Origin of the sequence: Sphingomonas pruni NBRC 15498 (genome assembly GCF_001598455.1) — a bacterium.
In the GTDB taxonomy this organism is placed as follows: Bacteria; Pseudomonadota; Alphaproteobacteria; order Sphingomonadales; family Sphingomonadaceae; genus Sphingomonas; species Sphingomonas pruni.
Map to the genome: position 1 here is coordinate 1 of NZ_BCYZ01000097.1, position 13,823 is coordinate 13,823.

18 protein-coding genes are annotated in these 13,823 nt (G+C 65.4%); 11 read left to right on the plus strand and 7 right to left on the minus strand.

From position 1 onward, the window contains the following. Positions 1-51: 51 nt before the first annotated feature. Entirely contained in the window at positions 52-468 is a 417-nt protein-coding gene (locus tag SPR01S_RS19200; protein ID WP_066592732.1) for a secondary thiamine-phosphate synthase enzyme YjbQ, read from the minus strand. Between the two features lie 46 nt (positions 469-514). Between SPR01S_RS19200 and SPR01S_RS19205 the strand changes: the two genes are divergently transcribed. Then, positions 515-1,546 carry an NAD(P)H-dependent flavin oxidoreductase gene (locus tag SPR01S_RS19205; protein ID WP_066592734.1) on the plus strand — a complete coding sequence of 344 codons (1,032 nt, stop codon included), beginning with the start codon at positions 515-517 and terminating at the stop codon, positions 1,544-1,546. A gap of 9 nt (positions 1,547-1,555) precedes the next feature. On the opposite strand, the gene SPR01S_RS19210 is transcribed toward SPR01S_RS19205, so the two are convergent. The 4 genes from SPR01S_RS19210 to SPR01S_RS19225 form a co-directional block, all read right to left on the minus strand. After that, positions 1,556-2,077 (minus strand): hypothetical protein, encoded by a 522-nt coding sequence (locus SPR01S_RS19210; RefSeq protein WP_066592741.1) that lies wholly within the window; start codon positions 2,075-2,077, stop codon positions 1,556-1,558. A gap of 126 nt (positions 2,078-2,203) precedes the next feature. Continuing rightward, entirely contained in the window at positions 2,204-2,716 is a 513-nt protein-coding gene (locus SPR01S_RS19215) for a hypothetical protein (protein WP_066592743.1), read from the minus strand. Between the two features lie 91 nt (positions 2,717-2,807). Then, positions 2,808-3,779 carry a hypothetical protein gene (locus SPR01S_RS19220; protein WP_066592746.1) on the minus strand — a complete coding sequence of 324 codons (972 nt, stop codon included), beginning with the start codon at positions 3,777-3,779 and terminating at the stop codon, positions 2,808-2,810. A gap of 1 nt (position 3,780) precedes the next feature. After that, positions 3,781-4,122 (minus strand): PadR family transcriptional regulator, encoded by a 342-nt coding sequence (locus SPR01S_RS19225; protein ID WP_066592747.1) that lies wholly within the window; start codon positions 4,120-4,122, stop codon positions 3,781-3,783. 107 nt (positions 4,123-4,229) lie between these two features. Between SPR01S_RS19225 and SPR01S_RS22070 the strand changes: the two genes are divergently transcribed. The 5 genes from SPR01S_RS22070 (at position 4,230) to SPR01S_RS19250 (ending at position 8,952) form a co-directional block, all read left to right on the plus strand. Beyond that, on the plus strand, positions 4,230-4,811 hold the full coding sequence (locus SPR01S_RS22070) for a YdeI/OmpD-associated family protein (RefSeq protein WP_066592750.1): 582 nt from the start codon (positions 4,230-4,232) through the stop codon (positions 4,809-4,811). Positions 4,812-4,970: 159 nt separating this feature from the next. After that, positions 4,971-6,872 carry a bifunctional helix-turn-helix transcriptional regulator/alpha/beta hydrolase gene (locus tag SPR01S_RS19235; RefSeq protein ID WP_066592752.1) on the plus strand — a complete coding sequence of 634 codons (1,902 nt, stop codon included), beginning with the start codon at positions 4,971-4,973 and terminating at the stop codon, positions 6,870-6,872. Positions 6,873-7,001: 129 nt separating this feature from the next. Continuing rightward, on the plus strand, positions 7,002-7,268 hold the full coding sequence (locus SPR01S_RS19240) for a hypothetical protein (protein ID WP_157082361.1): 267 nt from the start codon (positions 7,002-7,004) through the stop codon (positions 7,266-7,268). 486 nt (positions 7,269-7,754) lie between these two features. After that, on the plus strand, positions 7,755-8,582 hold the full coding sequence (locus tag SPR01S_RS19245) for a tetratricopeptide repeat protein (protein WP_066592755.1): 828 nt from the start codon (positions 7,755-7,757) through the stop codon (positions 8,580-8,582). Between the two features lie 31 nt (positions 8,583-8,613). Further along, complete coding sequence (locus SPR01S_RS19250) at positions 8,614-8,952, plus strand: hypothetical protein (protein ID WP_066592756.1); 339 nt, start codon at positions 8,614-8,616, stop codon at positions 8,950-8,952. A 209-nt stretch (positions 8,953-9,161) separates the two neighbouring features. On the opposite strand, the gene SPR01S_RS19255 is transcribed toward SPR01S_RS19250, so the two are convergent. Further along, the gene (locus tag SPR01S_RS19255; RefSeq protein WP_066592759.1) at positions 9,162-9,593 is read right to left on the minus strand and encodes a winged helix-turn-helix transcriptional regulator; all 432 of its coding nucleotides are present in this window, start codon (positions 9,591-9,593) and stop codon (positions 9,162-9,164) included. Between the two features lie 89 nt (positions 9,594-9,682). On the opposite strand from SPR01S_RS19255, the gene SPR01S_RS19260 reads away from it, so the two are divergent. The 3 genes from SPR01S_RS19260 (at position 9,683) to SPR01S_RS19270 (ending at position 12,376) form a co-directional block, all read left to right on the plus strand. Continuing rightward, on the plus strand, positions 9,683-10,498 hold the full coding sequence (locus SPR01S_RS19260; protein ID WP_066592760.1) for an oxidoreductase: 816 nt from the start codon (positions 9,683-9,685) through the stop codon (positions 10,496-10,498). Positions 10,499-10,549: 51 nt separating this feature from the next. Next, a complete protein-coding gene (locus tag SPR01S_RS19265; protein ID WP_066592762.1) occupies positions 10,550-11,551 on the plus strand; it encodes an NADP-dependent oxidoreductase in 1,002 nt (333 codons plus the stop codon). Between the two features lie 141 nt (positions 11,552-11,692). After that, positions 11,693-12,376: a UTRA domain-containing protein gene (locus SPR01S_RS19270; protein WP_245662117.1), complete on the plus strand. Its 684-nt coding sequence runs from the start codon at positions 11,693-11,695 to the stop codon at positions 12,374-12,376. Here SPR01S_RS19270 and SPR01S_RS19275 read toward each other — a convergent pair. After that, positions 12,319-12,990: a TetR/AcrR family transcriptional regulator gene (locus tag SPR01S_RS19275; protein WP_066592766.1), complete on the minus strand. Its 672-nt coding sequence runs from the start codon at positions 12,988-12,990 to the stop codon at positions 12,319-12,321. The two genes, SPR01S_RS19270 and SPR01S_RS19275, sit on opposite strands and share 58 nt — an antisense overlap. A gap of 104 nt (positions 12,991-13,094) precedes the next feature. Here SPR01S_RS19275 and SPR01S_RS19280 point away from each other — a divergent pair, with 104 nt between their 5' ends. Next, entirely contained in the window at positions 13,095-13,505 is a 411-nt protein-coding gene (locus tag SPR01S_RS19280; RefSeq protein ID WP_066592769.1) for a VOC family protein, read from the plus strand. Positions 13,506-13,628: 123 nt separating this feature from the next. Next, on the plus strand, positions 13,629-13,823 hold a 195-nt coding region (locus SPR01S_RS19285; protein WP_157082363.1), incomplete at its 3' end, for an NUDIX domain-containing protein.

The window sequence follows — 13,823 nt, forward strand, 5'->3', positions numbered from 1 at the left end:
CCCACCGCCTTCGGCGGCGGGCCCCTCCCTCTCCCTCGAGGGGAGAGGGAATCAATCCCCCATCACATGAAGCGCCAACGTCCGTGCATGCGGCGCATGGCGGTGTTCGAACACGTAGATCCCCTGCCACGTCCCCAATGCCAGACCGCCGCCGACCACCGGGATCGTCAGGCTCGTCTGGGTCAGTGCGGCGCGGAGGTGCGCCGGCATGTCGTCCGGCCCCTCGTCGTCATGCTCGTACGCACCGCTTTCCGGCGCGATCCGTGCGAAATAGCGCTCGAGATCGCGGCGCGCGGCCGGTGCGGCATTCTCCTGGATCAGGAGGGACGCGGAGGTGTGGCGGATGAATATCGTCAGCAGGCCGCTATCGATACCGGTGCCTTCGACCCAGCGCCGCACTGCATCGGTACAGTCGTGCAGTCCCTGACCGCGAGTCGCGACCGTCAGCTCGGTGGTATCCTGCCGCATGACGCGGGCTTGCCCCAAACCCCCGGGCAAGGCTAGGTCCGGCGGCATGACACCCCCTTCATCGATCGGCGCCGAGCGCCTGCAGCGGCGCATGGCGCGCGGCGTGGAATTCCTCGGTTCCGAGGTGGCCATCCTGTGCGGCGCGATGTCGTGGGTGAGCGAGCGCCACCTGGTGTCGGCAATCTCCAACGCCGGCGGGTTCGGCCTGATCGCATGCGGGGCGATGACCCCCGAATTGCTCGACAAGGAGATTGCCGGCACCAAGGAGCTGACGTCGAAGCCGTTCGGCGTCAACCTGATCACCATGCACCCGCAGCTCTTCGACCTGATCGAGGTGTGCAAGAAGCATGAGGTCGGCCATGTCGTCCTGGCGGGCGGGCTGCCGCCGGCGGGATCGCTCGACGCGATAAAGGCCAACGGCGCCAAATTGATCTGCTTCGCCCCCGCGCTCGCGCTCGCCAAGAAATTGATCCGATCGGGCGTCGATGCATTGGTCGTCGAAGGCATGGAGGCCGGCGGCCATATCGGCCCGGTGTCGACCAGCGTGCTGGCGCAGGAAATCCTGCCCGAGGTCGCCGAACAGGTGCCGGTATTCGTCGCCGGCGGCATCGGTCGCGGCGAGGCGATCGCAGCCTATCTCGACATGGGCGCGGCGGGCGTCCAGCTCGGCACCCGCTTCGCTTGTGCGACCGAGTCGATCGCGCACCCGAATTTCAAGAAAGCGTTCTTCCGCGCCAATGCCCGGGACGCGGTCGCCAGCGTGCAAATCGATCCCCGCCTGCCGGTCATCCCGGTGCGCGCACTCAAGAATGCCGGCACCGAATTGTTCACCGCCAAGCAGCTCGAAGTGGCGCAATCGCTCAACGACGGCACGGTCGAGATGGCCGAGGCCCAGCTGCAGATCGAACATTATTGGGCGGGCGCGCTGCGCCGCGCGGTGATCGACGGCGATGTCGAACATGGCAGCCTGATGGCCGGTCAGTCGGTCGGCATGGTCAACAAGGAAGAGCCGGTCGCCGACATCATCGCGCAATTGATGGCCGAGGCCGCGCATGCGCTGGAGAAGCGGGCGGCCTGATCGCGGCGCTCAAGTCGCGACGGATGCGCCTCTGGCGCGCATGTCGCGGCGAAGCGCGAGCGCCGCGGCAATCCATAAAGAGGTCGCCGCCGCGAACCCGGCGGCCATCCCCCCTGTTGGCGCGCCGACAACCACCCCGGCGATCGCCGCCATGATCAGTGCGCCGCCAAGCGCATAGAATGGCCGGAACGGCGCCGCATAAGCGATCGGCAAGAAATGGAGGCCAACGACCAGCGCCATCGCAGGCAGCAGCAATTCGGGCCGATGCAGATTCTGGACGAGGTTCGCCACGACGAACAGGCCAACGCCCTCGCCGATACTGCTCCACATGATGGCGCGCTCCGCGCGCGGCGACGGTTGGATTCCGTTGCCCGGCGAGCGGAGTATTTGGGCGGCGGCGAGCGCAATGCCGGCGAACAGGACGAACGGTACCGCCAGCACTGCCCCACCGAGATGGAATTGCAGCGCCAGCGTCAGGGCGGCAAAAACCGACCCGAAAAACCCCATGATGATCGCGCCCCAAGCTCCCATTATCCGCTCCCGACAATCCGCGACGGACGAGTAGGGGGCTGCGGAAAACCGGTCCAGTCCCGAAACAGCGAGCCCAGCGTCGGGATGATCGAGGCTGACGGCACCACCTCACCTTAGCCGATGGCGTCACGCGCAGGTCGTACGCTGGTTGAGGCACAGCGTCTTGGTCCAGCCGACGCCGTTCTTGACGCGGATTTTCAGGAAATCGCCCCAGCAGGCCAGGACATGGACCTGCTGATCGGGATCCTCGGACGCGAGAATCTGCCTGCTGCCGACATCGTGGTCGGCACGGATCGGCTCTCCGTTGACCAGACCGTCGGCGCCGAGCACGCTCTGGTGCATATAGCCCCTGCCGCGATAGATTGTCCGGCTGTCGTCACCGACGAGATCCGCGCGGTCGATCTCAAACCAGTCGCCGGTCTGGGCGATGACATGCACCTCTATCCAGTCGTCGTTGCTCGCGTTCAGCCTCGTCGCGACGTCGCCGCCCGGCGTCTTGCGCACATTGGTGCCGCGCGGATCGGGATCGATCACGCTCATCATGACATTGCAGGCCGGGCCGGCGGATGCAGTGGGCGCGGCCACCGGCGACGCGATCGGCGACAGCAGCAACGGTGCGGCGCAGAGCAGGGCCTTCATCGGCGTCTCCCTGATCGCGAGCAGCTAAGCGGAACACTCGCGGCGGGGATCATGACCGCCGCCGCCGATGGCCGCAATGCCCGGCGGCGGCTCAAGCCATAAGGCGCGGCGCCCAGCTCCGGCTGGTTGTGAGCGTCCAGAGTTCCTGGAGGCACTGCCACACCCAGATCGCGCCGATCGCGATGATCGCCCAGTGAATGCCCATATTCACACTGCGATCCACGTCGGCGGCATCGCCATGCCCCAAGGTACCGCCGACGGTCAGCCAATGTCCGGCGCGGTAGATAGCGTTGAGCAGCACCAGCGCACCCGCCGTGGTGGCGACGGCCAAGATGCCGCGCATGACTTTCCAGCGCGGACGGAGCCACTGGACGATATTGTACGCCAGCCGCGCGACCATCAGTGCGAACACCGGCCACCACAACGCCGCCCAGATCGGATCAGGGGTAAGGGTCAGTCCCTTCACATTGCTGTAATAGCCAGGGAACGGCACCAGGCCGCACCACCACAGGATGAAATATATCCCAACCGCGACCTCGAACGCGGCCCCCCAGGTGCTGGGTTGCTTGTCCTTGACTTCCGGCAGGTCCTGCGGCCGCCATTTGGCGAGGTGATCGGCCGGGAAGCCGGTGCGTTCGAGCACGTAGAAGATCGCGGTGACGATCCCCAGCGCGACCATCGCCGAGTTCATCAGGTTGCCGATCGCCTGCATCACCGCCCGGATGACGTCGACATGGCCGAACGCCACGCGTGAGGCGGCAGTGACGGCAAACGCGACCGCGAGGAAGATCGCAACGATCCGCAAGGTCGCGAGGAAGAACGGAAAGGCGTCTGGCCCGATCAGATACTGGCCGCTGCGATAGCGCGAGGCGATGACCAAAGGATGCCCCATCTCCTTGATCAGGGCGGATAATTCATCCTTCTTCAGCGGGCGCCCGAGCGCATCCTCGCGCGCTTCCTGGCGGGTCAGCAGGTCATCGCGGATTTCGGCAACAATATCGTCGGCCTTGTCGGCGGGGAGGCGCCGCGCGATCGCGGCCAGATAGCGGTCGATCAGGTCCATCTCATTTGTCCTTTTCGGTAAGGCGCAGGATCGATTCCGAGATCGCATTCCATTCGCGGAGCAAAGCGGCGAGCGTGTCGGTGCCGTCGACCGACAGGCGGTAGAAGCGCTTGGTCCGCTTCGCCTCTTCGCGCCATTCGCTGATCAGCAGCCCTTGCGATTCGAGCCGGCGCAGCAGCGGATAAAGCGCGCCTTCGTCGATCATCAGCCCGGCATCCTCGAGCGATTGGCGCAACGTATAGCCATAGCGTTCCTCGCGCAGCGCCCCGAGCACGGCGAGGACCAGCGATCCCCGCCGGAGCTCGACGCGTAATTTTTCGAATGTGTCGTCGTCGACCGGCATGAGCTGTGCTTCACATAGTGTGTTATATACACTGTATGATACACGGTACTTGAGCTGTCAACCGCCGCAATGCCAAGGGGCACATCTGGGCGGCGACGGAGAGCGCGATGGAAGAGGAACGCGGCGGATTACCAGTGCTGGACTTCTTCGATGCCGAAGCGTGGGAGGCGTGGCTGGCGACGCACGGCGGAAAGGCTGCCGGGATATGGCTGAAGATCGCCAAGGCAGGAAATAGCGACTCGCGCCTGACCAAGGCGCAGGCGATCGACGGCGCATTGTGCCATGGCTGGATCGACGGGCAGATCGACAAATATGACGAGGCCTGGTTCCTGACCCGCTTCACCCCACGCAAGCGCACCAGCAAATGGTCGGAGAATAACCGCAAGCGCGCGGAGCAACTGGTGGCGGACGGCCGCGTGGCGCCGGCGGGCCTGGCCGAGATCGAGGCGGCCAAAGCCGATGGACGGTGGGACACGGCCTATGCCCCGGCCTCGACCGCGGCGGAGCCGGAAGATTTGAAGACCGCGCTGGATGCGGTGCCGGCCGCCCGGGCGTTCTTCGACGCGCTGACCGGCGCCAACCGTTACGCGATCCTGTACCGCGTGCAGACGGCGAAGAAGCCGGAGACGCGGACTGCGCGGATCGAGAAGTTCGTCGGGATGTGCGCGCGGGGCGAGACGGTTCACTGAAGAGTGGGGATCGCCGACCTCGCGCCGCGAGCGAACCTGCGGCCGCCCTCACGACCGAATTGCCGGGAAAGCGCCGCAATGTGTTGATTGTTTTGTAGACTTCGCGCGCATTTTCAGCAGTCTTTAGTCACGGCCACGGCGATTGCAGGGGTTCTTCGCATGCATGGAGTGCCTATTGCGACTGACGACGGTGCGAACGGCGCCACCGGTGCGTCGGCGTCGGCGGGCGGTTTCCACGGCGCACTCAGGAGTTGGATCGAGGCACCGGAGGCGATGATCGAAGCGGCACGGGATAGAGCCGAGTCGATCGAGCGCGACCTCGAAACGACCTTCGGGCCCGAGGAAATGCGCATCTATCCGCTGCTTAGTCCGGAGAGCCTGGCGGCAGCGCTGGTCGACGCATCGGGGCGGCTGGTTGCGGCAAGCATGGTATTCGCCGCGGAGAAGGCCGAAGCGCATATCGATCCGGCAATCGTCAGCCGAGTGCTGCGCACCGGCCAGACCTGCGTGGTACCGGTCGCGGCCGAGACCGAAGATGGCCAACGCGACCCGGCAATTTTCGCCTATGGCGCCCCGTCGCAGGCATCCTCCTGGATTCTGCCGCGGGAGATCCGCGACCGGCCGGAACTCGCCGGCGGGCATGTGGTGATACTGGCGACGATCACCAGCATGCGCGCAACGCCGTTGAAGGCAGCGTGCGAAACGTTCGGGCTGACAGGGCTGCAGACGCGCGTGGCCCTGGCGACGATGCGCTGCGGGACGATCAAGCAGGCGGCGGCGCAGCTTGGCATTTCCTACGACACCGCGCGGGAGGCTCTGTCGGAAGCTATGCGTCGCGCCGGTGTCGATCGACTTCCAGCCTTGGTCGCGAACCTCGCCTCGCTGGCATTCGGCGTCCTCCCCCAGGGTGCCGGCGTACCGCTGCTGGAAGATGTCTGGGGCCTTTCGCCGCGTCAGGCGGCGCTCGCAGGCCTTATCGCCGAAGGCCTGCCACGCGAGGCAGCGGCGCGGAGTCTTGGCATGTCGCAAGCGTCGGCAAAAAAAGAACTCCTGCGCATTTACGAGGGCCTTGGCGTCTCGAGCGCCGCGGCGCTGGCGCGCACCGTGGTCGAGGCGCAGGCACTGTCGTGTACCACGGCGGCGACGCGGGGCTACGTGGCGCTTGCCCATGAGCATGCCGAACCCTTGCGCATGATGCCGCGTGAGGATGGGTCGCGCATCGCCTGGAGCGACTATGGCCCCGCCTCCGGCAAGCCGCTGCTGGTCGTGCATAGCAGCATGACGTCGCGGCCGGTGAGCCGTCGGCTGGTCGCCGCGCTGCAGGCGCAAGGCTGTCGTCCTATCGCCATCGATCGCCCGGGATTCGGAATGTCAGACCCGATTGGCGGAATGGAACCGGGCCGGCACGATCCTTTTGCCGCAGCGGTGCCCGACGTCCTGTCGGTCTGTCGCAAGCTGCGGATCGCGTCGCTGGACATCGTCGCCCGCGGCGGCGCCCAGCATGTGCTGGCCCTGGCCGATGCCGCGCCGGAGCTGCTCGACCGCGTGGTGCTCGTCAATCCCGATCCGCATACCGAAGAGCACGGGCGTCGCTCGGGGCCGCTCGGGGCCGTGAAGGAGGCCTATTTCCGCAATCCCCGCCTGGTTGCGGTGATGGCGCGACTGATTGCCGCGCATCTTACGCCGGAGCGGCTGGCGCGGATGATGGAGCGTTCGTTCGCGAGCAGTCCGCCGGACAAGGAGGCTCTGCGCGATCCCCAGGTCCTGGGCGACTATTACCGTGCCGTGCGGATGTTCGCCGCCGGCCGGGTGGCGGGATATGTCAACGAACAGATCGCGATGGCGACCGCCACGCGCCTGCCGCCGCGGCCCGCCTGCCATCGCTGGACGGTGGTGATCGGCGAACACGACACGCTGCACGACCCCGGCGATGTGCGTGCCTATTGGCAGGGAATCCTGCCGGGCGCAGCCTTTGTGGATGGGACAGGAGCCGGACGCCTCCTCGCCCTTTCCGATCCCCAGCGCGTGGCGCGTATCCTGAGTGCCACCCCCCCGCGCTGATCGCACGTGCAACGCCGCGCTTGAGGGCACTGCACCCCACAAAAGGGGATGTGCGGGAAACCAGCGCGGGCGCAGACCTTCTCCGCCGAACGGAAGGCCCGACGGACAGCCGCGGCAAGGGAGAAGATCATGCGTATCAAGAATGCATTGCTGTTTGCCATCTCACTCGGCGCGGTTGCCCTGCCGACCGCAGCTTTTGCCGGGGAGCGGATCTGGGGAAGCGGGGCAACCCGCACCTCGGCCATGGACGACGCCGAACGCCGCGGCGGAGTCGTTGCCGCGGAAAAGCACACCTGCATCACGACCCATGCCACGCCGCAAAACTGCAGCGAGGATTCCGGCGGCTGGTCGTGCTGGGTGACCGTCGCCAACGAGCAGGGCAGCTGCGCGAACTAGGCCGCGGACCCATCGATACCGAGGATCGAGACAGTCATGTCCGCGATGTTGTGGGAAGCGGGGCGACGAACCGGGGGGCTCGTCCCGGCGCTTCGGCGCGCCACAGCGCGCGGACATGGCTACCGCGAAAGCGGCGGGATCTCGATCCTCATGAGCAACGGGTCTGCGCCCTAGCCAACGTCAGACGCACTTCGCTACCCGAGCCCGCGCATGCCTGGTGAGGCCTGCCGGGCAGCAGGAAACACGCTAATGTACCGGCAATCCACAACTCTAATCCTCTTGGCGAGCGCTTTGCTCGCACCCGCCGTCACCCCTGTCCCAGCTCTCGCGCAAGCCGCGACGCCGGCCATCGCATCCCAGCCGGCTTGGGGTATCTCGGAGGTTCAATGGCGTACGCTGGGCGCTCCGGAGCTCAGGCGGCTGGCCGGGCTGCCGGACGCCGCGCCTAAGGTCCTCGCCGCCGCACAGAACGGAGATCCCCATGCCATGGCGCTGATCTCCGGCGCCTATGCAACCGGATCTGGGGTGCCCGAAAACCCTTCCGAGGCGTTCCGCTGGGCGCAGCGCTCGGCGAGCGCCGGGCTGCCGTTCGGCTTATATATTCTCGGCCTGGACTATTTTTACGGTACCGGGGTGGCGGTCGACAAGCGCCACTATGTCGATCTCCTGCGCCAATCCGCGGACGCCGGGTCCATCCTTGGCGCCAGCGAATATGCCAAGGCGCTGTTCAGAGGCGAACTCGTGGCAAAGGACCTGCCCGGCGCCCTGCGCTACGCGCGGATCGGCGCCCAGGGCGGAATCAGCGAGAGCAAGATGCTCTATGGCACGTTGCTCTACGATCGGTCGCTGCCTGGGCGCGATCCGGTCGAGGCGGCCAAATGGGTGCGGGCCGCTGCCGGCGGGGGCTATGATTTCGCCAAGAACGCGGCGGCCGCCCTTGATGCGCAAGACGGCTTCGCGGCATCGGCAACCAAGCTCTTCGTGTCGAGCTTCGGCAACAGCCTGGTCGGTGCCCACACCGTGATCGCGGCGCCGGACGATCCGTGCGTGACGCAACTCGTCGTCGACCTCAACGGCACCGGTGGATCCTTCCTGATCAATTGGCAGGAAACGGTCGTCGCCAGCGCCGGGAATTCGTTCCTCAACCTCTCGGGCGCCATCCTCAACGGCACCGATCGCGCCGGCGGCGACATCCGCCAGACCCTGGGGCTCTCGCTCCATCGCGATCAGGAGAATGTCGCCGAGGAGCAGGACCGCATGGCCGTACTTGCCTCCTGGGCACGGCGGCTGTCCAATATCTGCCACGCGATCTGACTGGCGCGCGCAAATCCCGGAGGAGTATGACATGCGAACATTGACGGCACTTGGCGCCGCCGCGGCTTCCTTGATCCTGGTCGCGGTGCCGGCAGCGAAGGCGCAGAGCGGTAACCACGGCTATTGTTACGTCTATGGGCCCGACATGAAGACGGTCTATGTCTCGGACCCCTACCCGGTGCCGAGCGGGCCCGACATGTCGTTCCAGGAATTCGGCGACTATCTGGGCAAAAACCAAGGCATCACCAAGCGCCCCGGCTGCGACTCCGGATATAATGGCAGGGCCGTAGCGACCCAGGCGCGCCAAAACCTCATCGCCGAGGCTCGGCAACGGGGCGTCAAGGTAGTGGAAATCCACTGGCCATTGTGAGCCGGATAGGGGGGAAGGCCGCGCTAGGCCGCGCGACGTCCAAGCGTCGAACTGTCCAACATCCTTACCGAACAGGGAGGCCGAACCGCGAGGCCTGGCCACCGCTCTCCGGCAACGAATCGCCTCTGCGTGAACGAGCTGGCGCCCATACGGACCAGCCGCTCGTTGCATTGCCCGATTGACGCGCCTCCGGGCGTGCCGCTCATCGATTACTCGGGCAGCACAATCCGGATAGGCCGCGTTCCGATCGGCGCGCCGGTCGAACGATCGATCGTAACGGGGTCTATCTCGGTCCCTGCCTTGGCATCGAAGAAGCGCGTCACGCGGTCGCCGTTACGATGCTTTCGGCCCCAGGCGCCGATCGCGAACAATACCGGCAGGAAGTCGCGGCCCGCTTCGCTCAGAAGATATTCGTCGCGCGGCGGGCGTTCCGAATAGCGCCGCTTCTCGAGCAGCCCCTCCTCGGTGAGCATCGCGAGCCGACGAGTCAGGATGGTCGGTGCGATACCCAGGCTTTTGCGGAACTCGTCGAAACGCGTGAGCCCGGCATGGGCATCGCGCAGGATGAGCATGCTCCAGGCATCCCCGACCAAAGCGAGGCTGCGGGCGATCAGGCAAGGCTGTTCCGAAAGATTCGACATGTCAGTATCTTTTTAGTAGTGACTTAATATCTAATCGATAGTAACAGCCTTCGCGACGTTGTTCCACGACAAAGTGAAGGCAGAGATCGATGAGCAAGACAGAACGCGGCGTTGCCCTGGTCACGGGCGCCTCCGCCGGGATCGGGCTGGCAACCGCACGCGCGCTGCGCCAGGACGGCTATCAGGTGTTCGGCACTAGCCGCAAACGGATGACCGAAACCGAGCAAGGCGTGACGATGCTGATCTGCGACGTCACCGACGATGCGTCCGTTCAGGCGCTGGTCGACGACGTCGTGGGCCGCGCGGGGCGGATCGACCTGCTGGTCAACAATGCCGGAATCGGATTGCTCGGCGGTGCCGAGGAATCGTCTCCCGCCCAGGCAAAGGCTCTGTTCGAGGTGAACGTCTTCGGCGTGTTGCGGGTGACCAATGCCGTCCTGCCGATAATGCGGCGCCAGGGGAGTGGCAGGATCGTCAATCTGGGCTCGCTGGTCGGCCTCATCCCTGCCCCGTTCAACGCGCTCTATTCGTCGTCCAAGCACGCGATCGAGGGCTATTCGGAATCGCTCGACCACGAAGTGCGAACCCAGGGTATCCGCGTCGTGCTGGTCGAGCCGGGCGGCATCCGCACATCGTTCGAGGACAATCTGGCGCGCGCTGATCGCCCGCTTGCCGTCTACGAAACCGTCCGAACCGCTGCCGAGGTGCTGATGCGCGAGGTTATCCAGAAGGGCGATGCGCCCGAGATTGTCGCGGATACGGTGGTCAAGGCAGCCAATGCAGTGGTGCCCAAGCGGCGCTACACAGCCGGAAAACTGGCCGGCCAGGTGCGCTTCATGCGCCGCTTCATGCCCGAATCGTTCGTCGACCGGAACCTGAGGAAATATAACGGACTCCCGGCCTGACCGTTCGGCGGGGGTCGCTGATCGTTACCCGATCCAGCAAGGACATTGCGCATGAAAGCCTTCATCGTCGATCGCTACCGGAAGAAAGAACCCCTGCGCTACGGCGACATGCCCGAGCCGGTACCGGGGCAAGACGACGTCCTGGTCGAAATCCATGCGGCGGGGCTCAACCCGCTCGATAGCAAGATTCGCGACGGCGCGTTCAAGGCCTTCATTCGCTATCGGCCGCCTTTCATTCTGGGCCACGACGTGGCGGGCATCGTCGTCGGGATCGGCTCGAACGTCCGGCGCTTCAAGCTTGGCGACGAGGTCTATGCCCGGCCGCGCGATGGCCGGATTGGGACCTTTGCCGAACGGATCGCGATCGACCAGGCCGACGTGGCGCTGAAGCCCCGGACGATCGGCATGGAAGAAGCGGCGTCGATTCCACTGGTCGGGCTGACCGCCTGGCAGGCGCTGGTGGAGCGCGCGGGCCTGGAGAAAGGGCAGAAGGTCCTCATCCACGCGGGCTCCGGCGGGGTCGGGACGGTCGCCATCCAACTCGCCAAGCATCTCGGCGCGACGGTCGCGACCACGACGAGCACGGCCAATATGGATCTGGTCAAGCGCCTCGGCGCCGACATCGTCATCGATTATCGCGATCAGGAGTTCGACAAAATTCTGTCCGGCTATGACGTCGTGCTCAACAGCCTCGATGGCGCCACGCTTCGCAAGTCGCTCGAGGTGATCAGGCCGGGTGGCAGGCTGATCTCGATCTCCGGTCCGCCCGACCCGGATTTCGCTCGGGAGCAGGGGCTGAACTGGTTGCTGCGGCAAGTGGTGCGGCTGCTGAGCCTGGGCATCCGGAGAAGGGCCACGGCGCGCGGCGTCCGTTATTCCTTCCTGTTCATGCAGGCGAACGGCAACCAGCTCGGCCAGATCACGGCGCTGATCGACAAGGGCGTCATCCGCCCGGTAGTCGACCGGATCTTCCCGTTCGATGCCACCAACGACGCCCTGGCCTTTGTCGAAACCGGGCGTGTGAAAGGCAAGGTCGTCGTCAAGCTGAGGTGACCCGGATCGGCGTCGAATGCTGGCGGGGGTATCGGCGATCACGTGACATGCGCAAAATCCCGGGACAATAGCAGCCGGTAGAAACGGCATTTTTGCCCGTATCAACGAAATCCCGTCTCAGGAGCATCTATCATCGCCACCTTGAAGCGAACCATTGCCACAAGCGCGCTGGCTATGCTGGCGCTCGGCGCGGCACCCGACCGAGCGCCCTGGCCGGATACGCCGGTCGCCAGGCTCGAAGCGCTGGCCGAACTCCAGACGTTGAACGCCGACCTGTTGAGCCATGACAGTGCGACCTTGACGCTCGACCGCTGGTGCGCGCGCCACCATCTCGCCGATGGTGCCAGGATCGTCGCGGATCGTGTCCGCGGCCAGGACAAGCCGCCTCCCGCCGCGGTCCGCGAACAATTGCATGTCGGCACTGACCAGCCGATCGCCTATCGCCGAGTGCGATTGCGCTGCGGCGACCACGTCTTGTCCGAGGCCGACAATTGGTACGTGCCGTCACGCCTCACTCCCGACATGAACCGGACGCTCGAAACCAGCGATACGGCATTCGGCCGCGTCGTTCAGCCGCTCCGGTTCCAGCGCCACACGGTATCGGCCAGGCTGCTCTGGTCGCCGCTGCCGGAGAATTGGGATAGCGGCGGCGCTCCCTTGCCACGCGCCAATCCGGGCGCTGCCTTGCCGATCCCCGACAAGGTCATCGAGCATCAGGCCCTGCTGACGCGCGGCGATGGCGAACCGTTCAGTTACGTGGTCGAGACCTATACCGGCGCGGTGCTCGACTTTCCTCCGGCGTTCGGCCGGTCCCGCACTCCATAAAGGGCGAGAAAAGCCTCGACCGAGGCGTCGGCATGCCGTTCGAGCTCGGCTCTCGAGCGGGGATGGCGGTTACCCGTGAACATCGCTTCGTTCATCGGAATCCAGAGCAGCATGCCGAAGAAGTGGCTGGCGGCGAGATCGGCATCATCGGCTCGCATCAGGCCCTGCGCCGACAGTTTGCGGAAGCAGGACGCCATCGTGCCGAGCATGCGCTCGAATCCCTTTTCGTACCAATCGCGGCCCAGGCTCGGCATCCGATCGGCATTGGCGATGATCAGGCGCCGGAGTTTTACCAGCTCATCGTCCAGCAACGTCGTCACTACCAGCCGCCCGAGCTCGGCGAGCCCGCCCTGCCGGAATTTGGTGTCGGATAGCAGGTTCGTCACCAGCTCGACGATGTCGTTCGCCCCTGCGGCGGTCGAGCGGACGACCTCTCCGAACAATGTCTCCTTGTCGGTGAAGTGCTTGTAGATGGTCTGTTTGGAGACCGCGGCTCTGGTCGCGATCTCCTCCATGCTGGTGCCGTCATAGCCCTTGCTGATGAAGGTCGCGGCCGCCGCCTGGATGATGTCGCGCTCCTTGCGCTCCGATCTCGTCTCGCCGTCCGTTTTCATGCGCCCTCGTCGATGCGGTACTAGACAGTACTGAAACTCAATGCTAGCTCGCTTTTAGTACTAGTCCGTCTAGTACTGAAAGCGAGCTAGCAATGGAGCAGACCATGCCCAAAATGATTTTCGCGAACCTCCCCGTGCGCGATCTGGCGGCTTCAACTGCCTTTTACGTCGCGCTGGGTGGTACGGTTAACCCGCAGTTTTCGGGCGAAACGTCGACGTCGCTCATGTTCTCGGACACGATCTTCGTCATGCTGCTCACCCATGCGCATTATGGCGAATTCACCAAGCGTCCGATCGCCGACGCGCATGCCGCCAGCCCGTTGCTGCTGGCGCTGTCGGCCGACAGCAAGGACGAGGTGGATGCGATCGTCGATCGTGCAGCGGCGGCAGGCGGCAGGGCCGACCCCAATCCCGTGCAGGACCTGGGCTTCATGTACAATCGCCATGTCGAGGATCTCGACGGCTATGTCTGGGAGGTCATGTGGATGGACCCGGCCGCGATGGGCGGCGCCTGAGAGGCCGGATTAGGGCTCGGTCGGCGGCGGCGGTTTACCAAAGGGTGGAATTCGCGCGATCGGTGCGCCACCATACACGCTCGGATGGATTGGTAACCGCGCCGCACGCGGAGGAGGCCGGGGATGGCGTGGACGCATCGGCTGGCCGGCAAGGCCGCGCGCATCGTGTGGCGGATCACCAGGCCGCGGACGATCGGGGTTCGCGCGATCCTGCGCGATCGGGACGGCCGCATCGCGCTGGTCCGCCACACCTATCTGGATCACTGGTATCTGCCCGGCGGCGGGGTGAAGAAGGGCGAGAGTATCGACGCTGCCCTT

Bases quoted from the DNA above. Each gene is read 5' to 3' on its own strand.
- SPR01S_RS19200 (WP_066592732.1), bottom strand. From the start codon at position 468: ATGCGGCAGGATACCACCGAGCTGACGGTCGCGACTCGCGGTCAGGGA.
- SPR01S_RS19205 (WP_066592734.1), top strand. From the start codon at position 515: ATGACACCCCCTTCATCGATCGGCGCCGAGCGCCTGCAGCGGCGCATG.
- SPR01S_RS19210 (WP_066592741.1), bottom strand. From the start codon at position 2,077: ATGGGAGCTTGGGGCGCGATCATCATGGGGTTTTTCGGGTCGGTTTTT.
- SPR01S_RS19215 (WP_066592743.1), bottom strand. From the start codon at position 2,716: ATGAAGGCCCTGCTCTGCGCCGCACCGTTGCTGCTGTCGCCGATCGCG.
- SPR01S_RS19220 (WP_066592746.1), bottom strand. From the start codon at position 3,779: ATGGACCTGATCGACCGCTATCTGGCCGCGATCGCGCGGCGCCTCCCC.
- SPR01S_RS19225 (WP_066592747.1), bottom strand. From the start codon at position 4,122: ATGCCGGTCGACGACGACACATTCGAAAAATTACGCGTCGAGCTCCGG.
- SPR01S_RS22070 (WP_066592750.1), top strand. From the start codon at position 4,230: ATGGAAGAGGAACGCGGCGGATTACCAGTGCTGGACTTCTTCGATGCC.
- SPR01S_RS19235 (WP_066592752.1), top strand. From the start codon at position 4,971: ATGCATGGAGTGCCTATTGCGACTGACGACGGTGCGAACGGCGCCACC.
- SPR01S_RS19240 (WP_157082361.1), top strand. From the start codon at position 7,002: ATGCGTATCAAGAATGCATTGCTGTTTGCCATCTCACTCGGCGCGGTT.
- SPR01S_RS19245 (WP_066592755.1), top strand. From the start codon at position 7,755: ATGGCGCTGATCTCCGGCGCCTATGCAACCGGATCTGGGGTGCCCGAA.
- SPR01S_RS19250 (WP_066592756.1), top strand. From the start codon at position 8,614: ATGCGAACATTGACGGCACTTGGCGCCGCCGCGGCTTCCTTGATCCTG.
- SPR01S_RS19255 (WP_066592759.1), bottom strand. From the start codon at position 9,593: ATGTCGAATCTTTCGGAACAGCCTTGCCTGATCGCCCGCAGCCTCGCT.
- SPR01S_RS19260 (WP_066592760.1), top strand. From the start codon at position 9,683: ATGAGCAAGACAGAACGCGGCGTTGCCCTGGTCACGGGCGCCTCCGCC.
- SPR01S_RS19265 (WP_066592762.1), top strand. From the start codon at position 10,550: ATGAAAGCCTTCATCGTCGATCGCTACCGGAAGAAAGAACCCCTGCGC.
- SPR01S_RS19275 (WP_066592766.1), bottom strand. From the start codon at position 12,990: ATGAAAACGGACGGCGAGACGAGATCGGAGCGCAAGGAGCGCGACATC.
- SPR01S_RS19280 (WP_066592769.1), top strand. From the start codon at position 13,095: ATGCCCAAAATGATTTTCGCGAACCTCCCCGTGCGCGATCTGGCGGCT.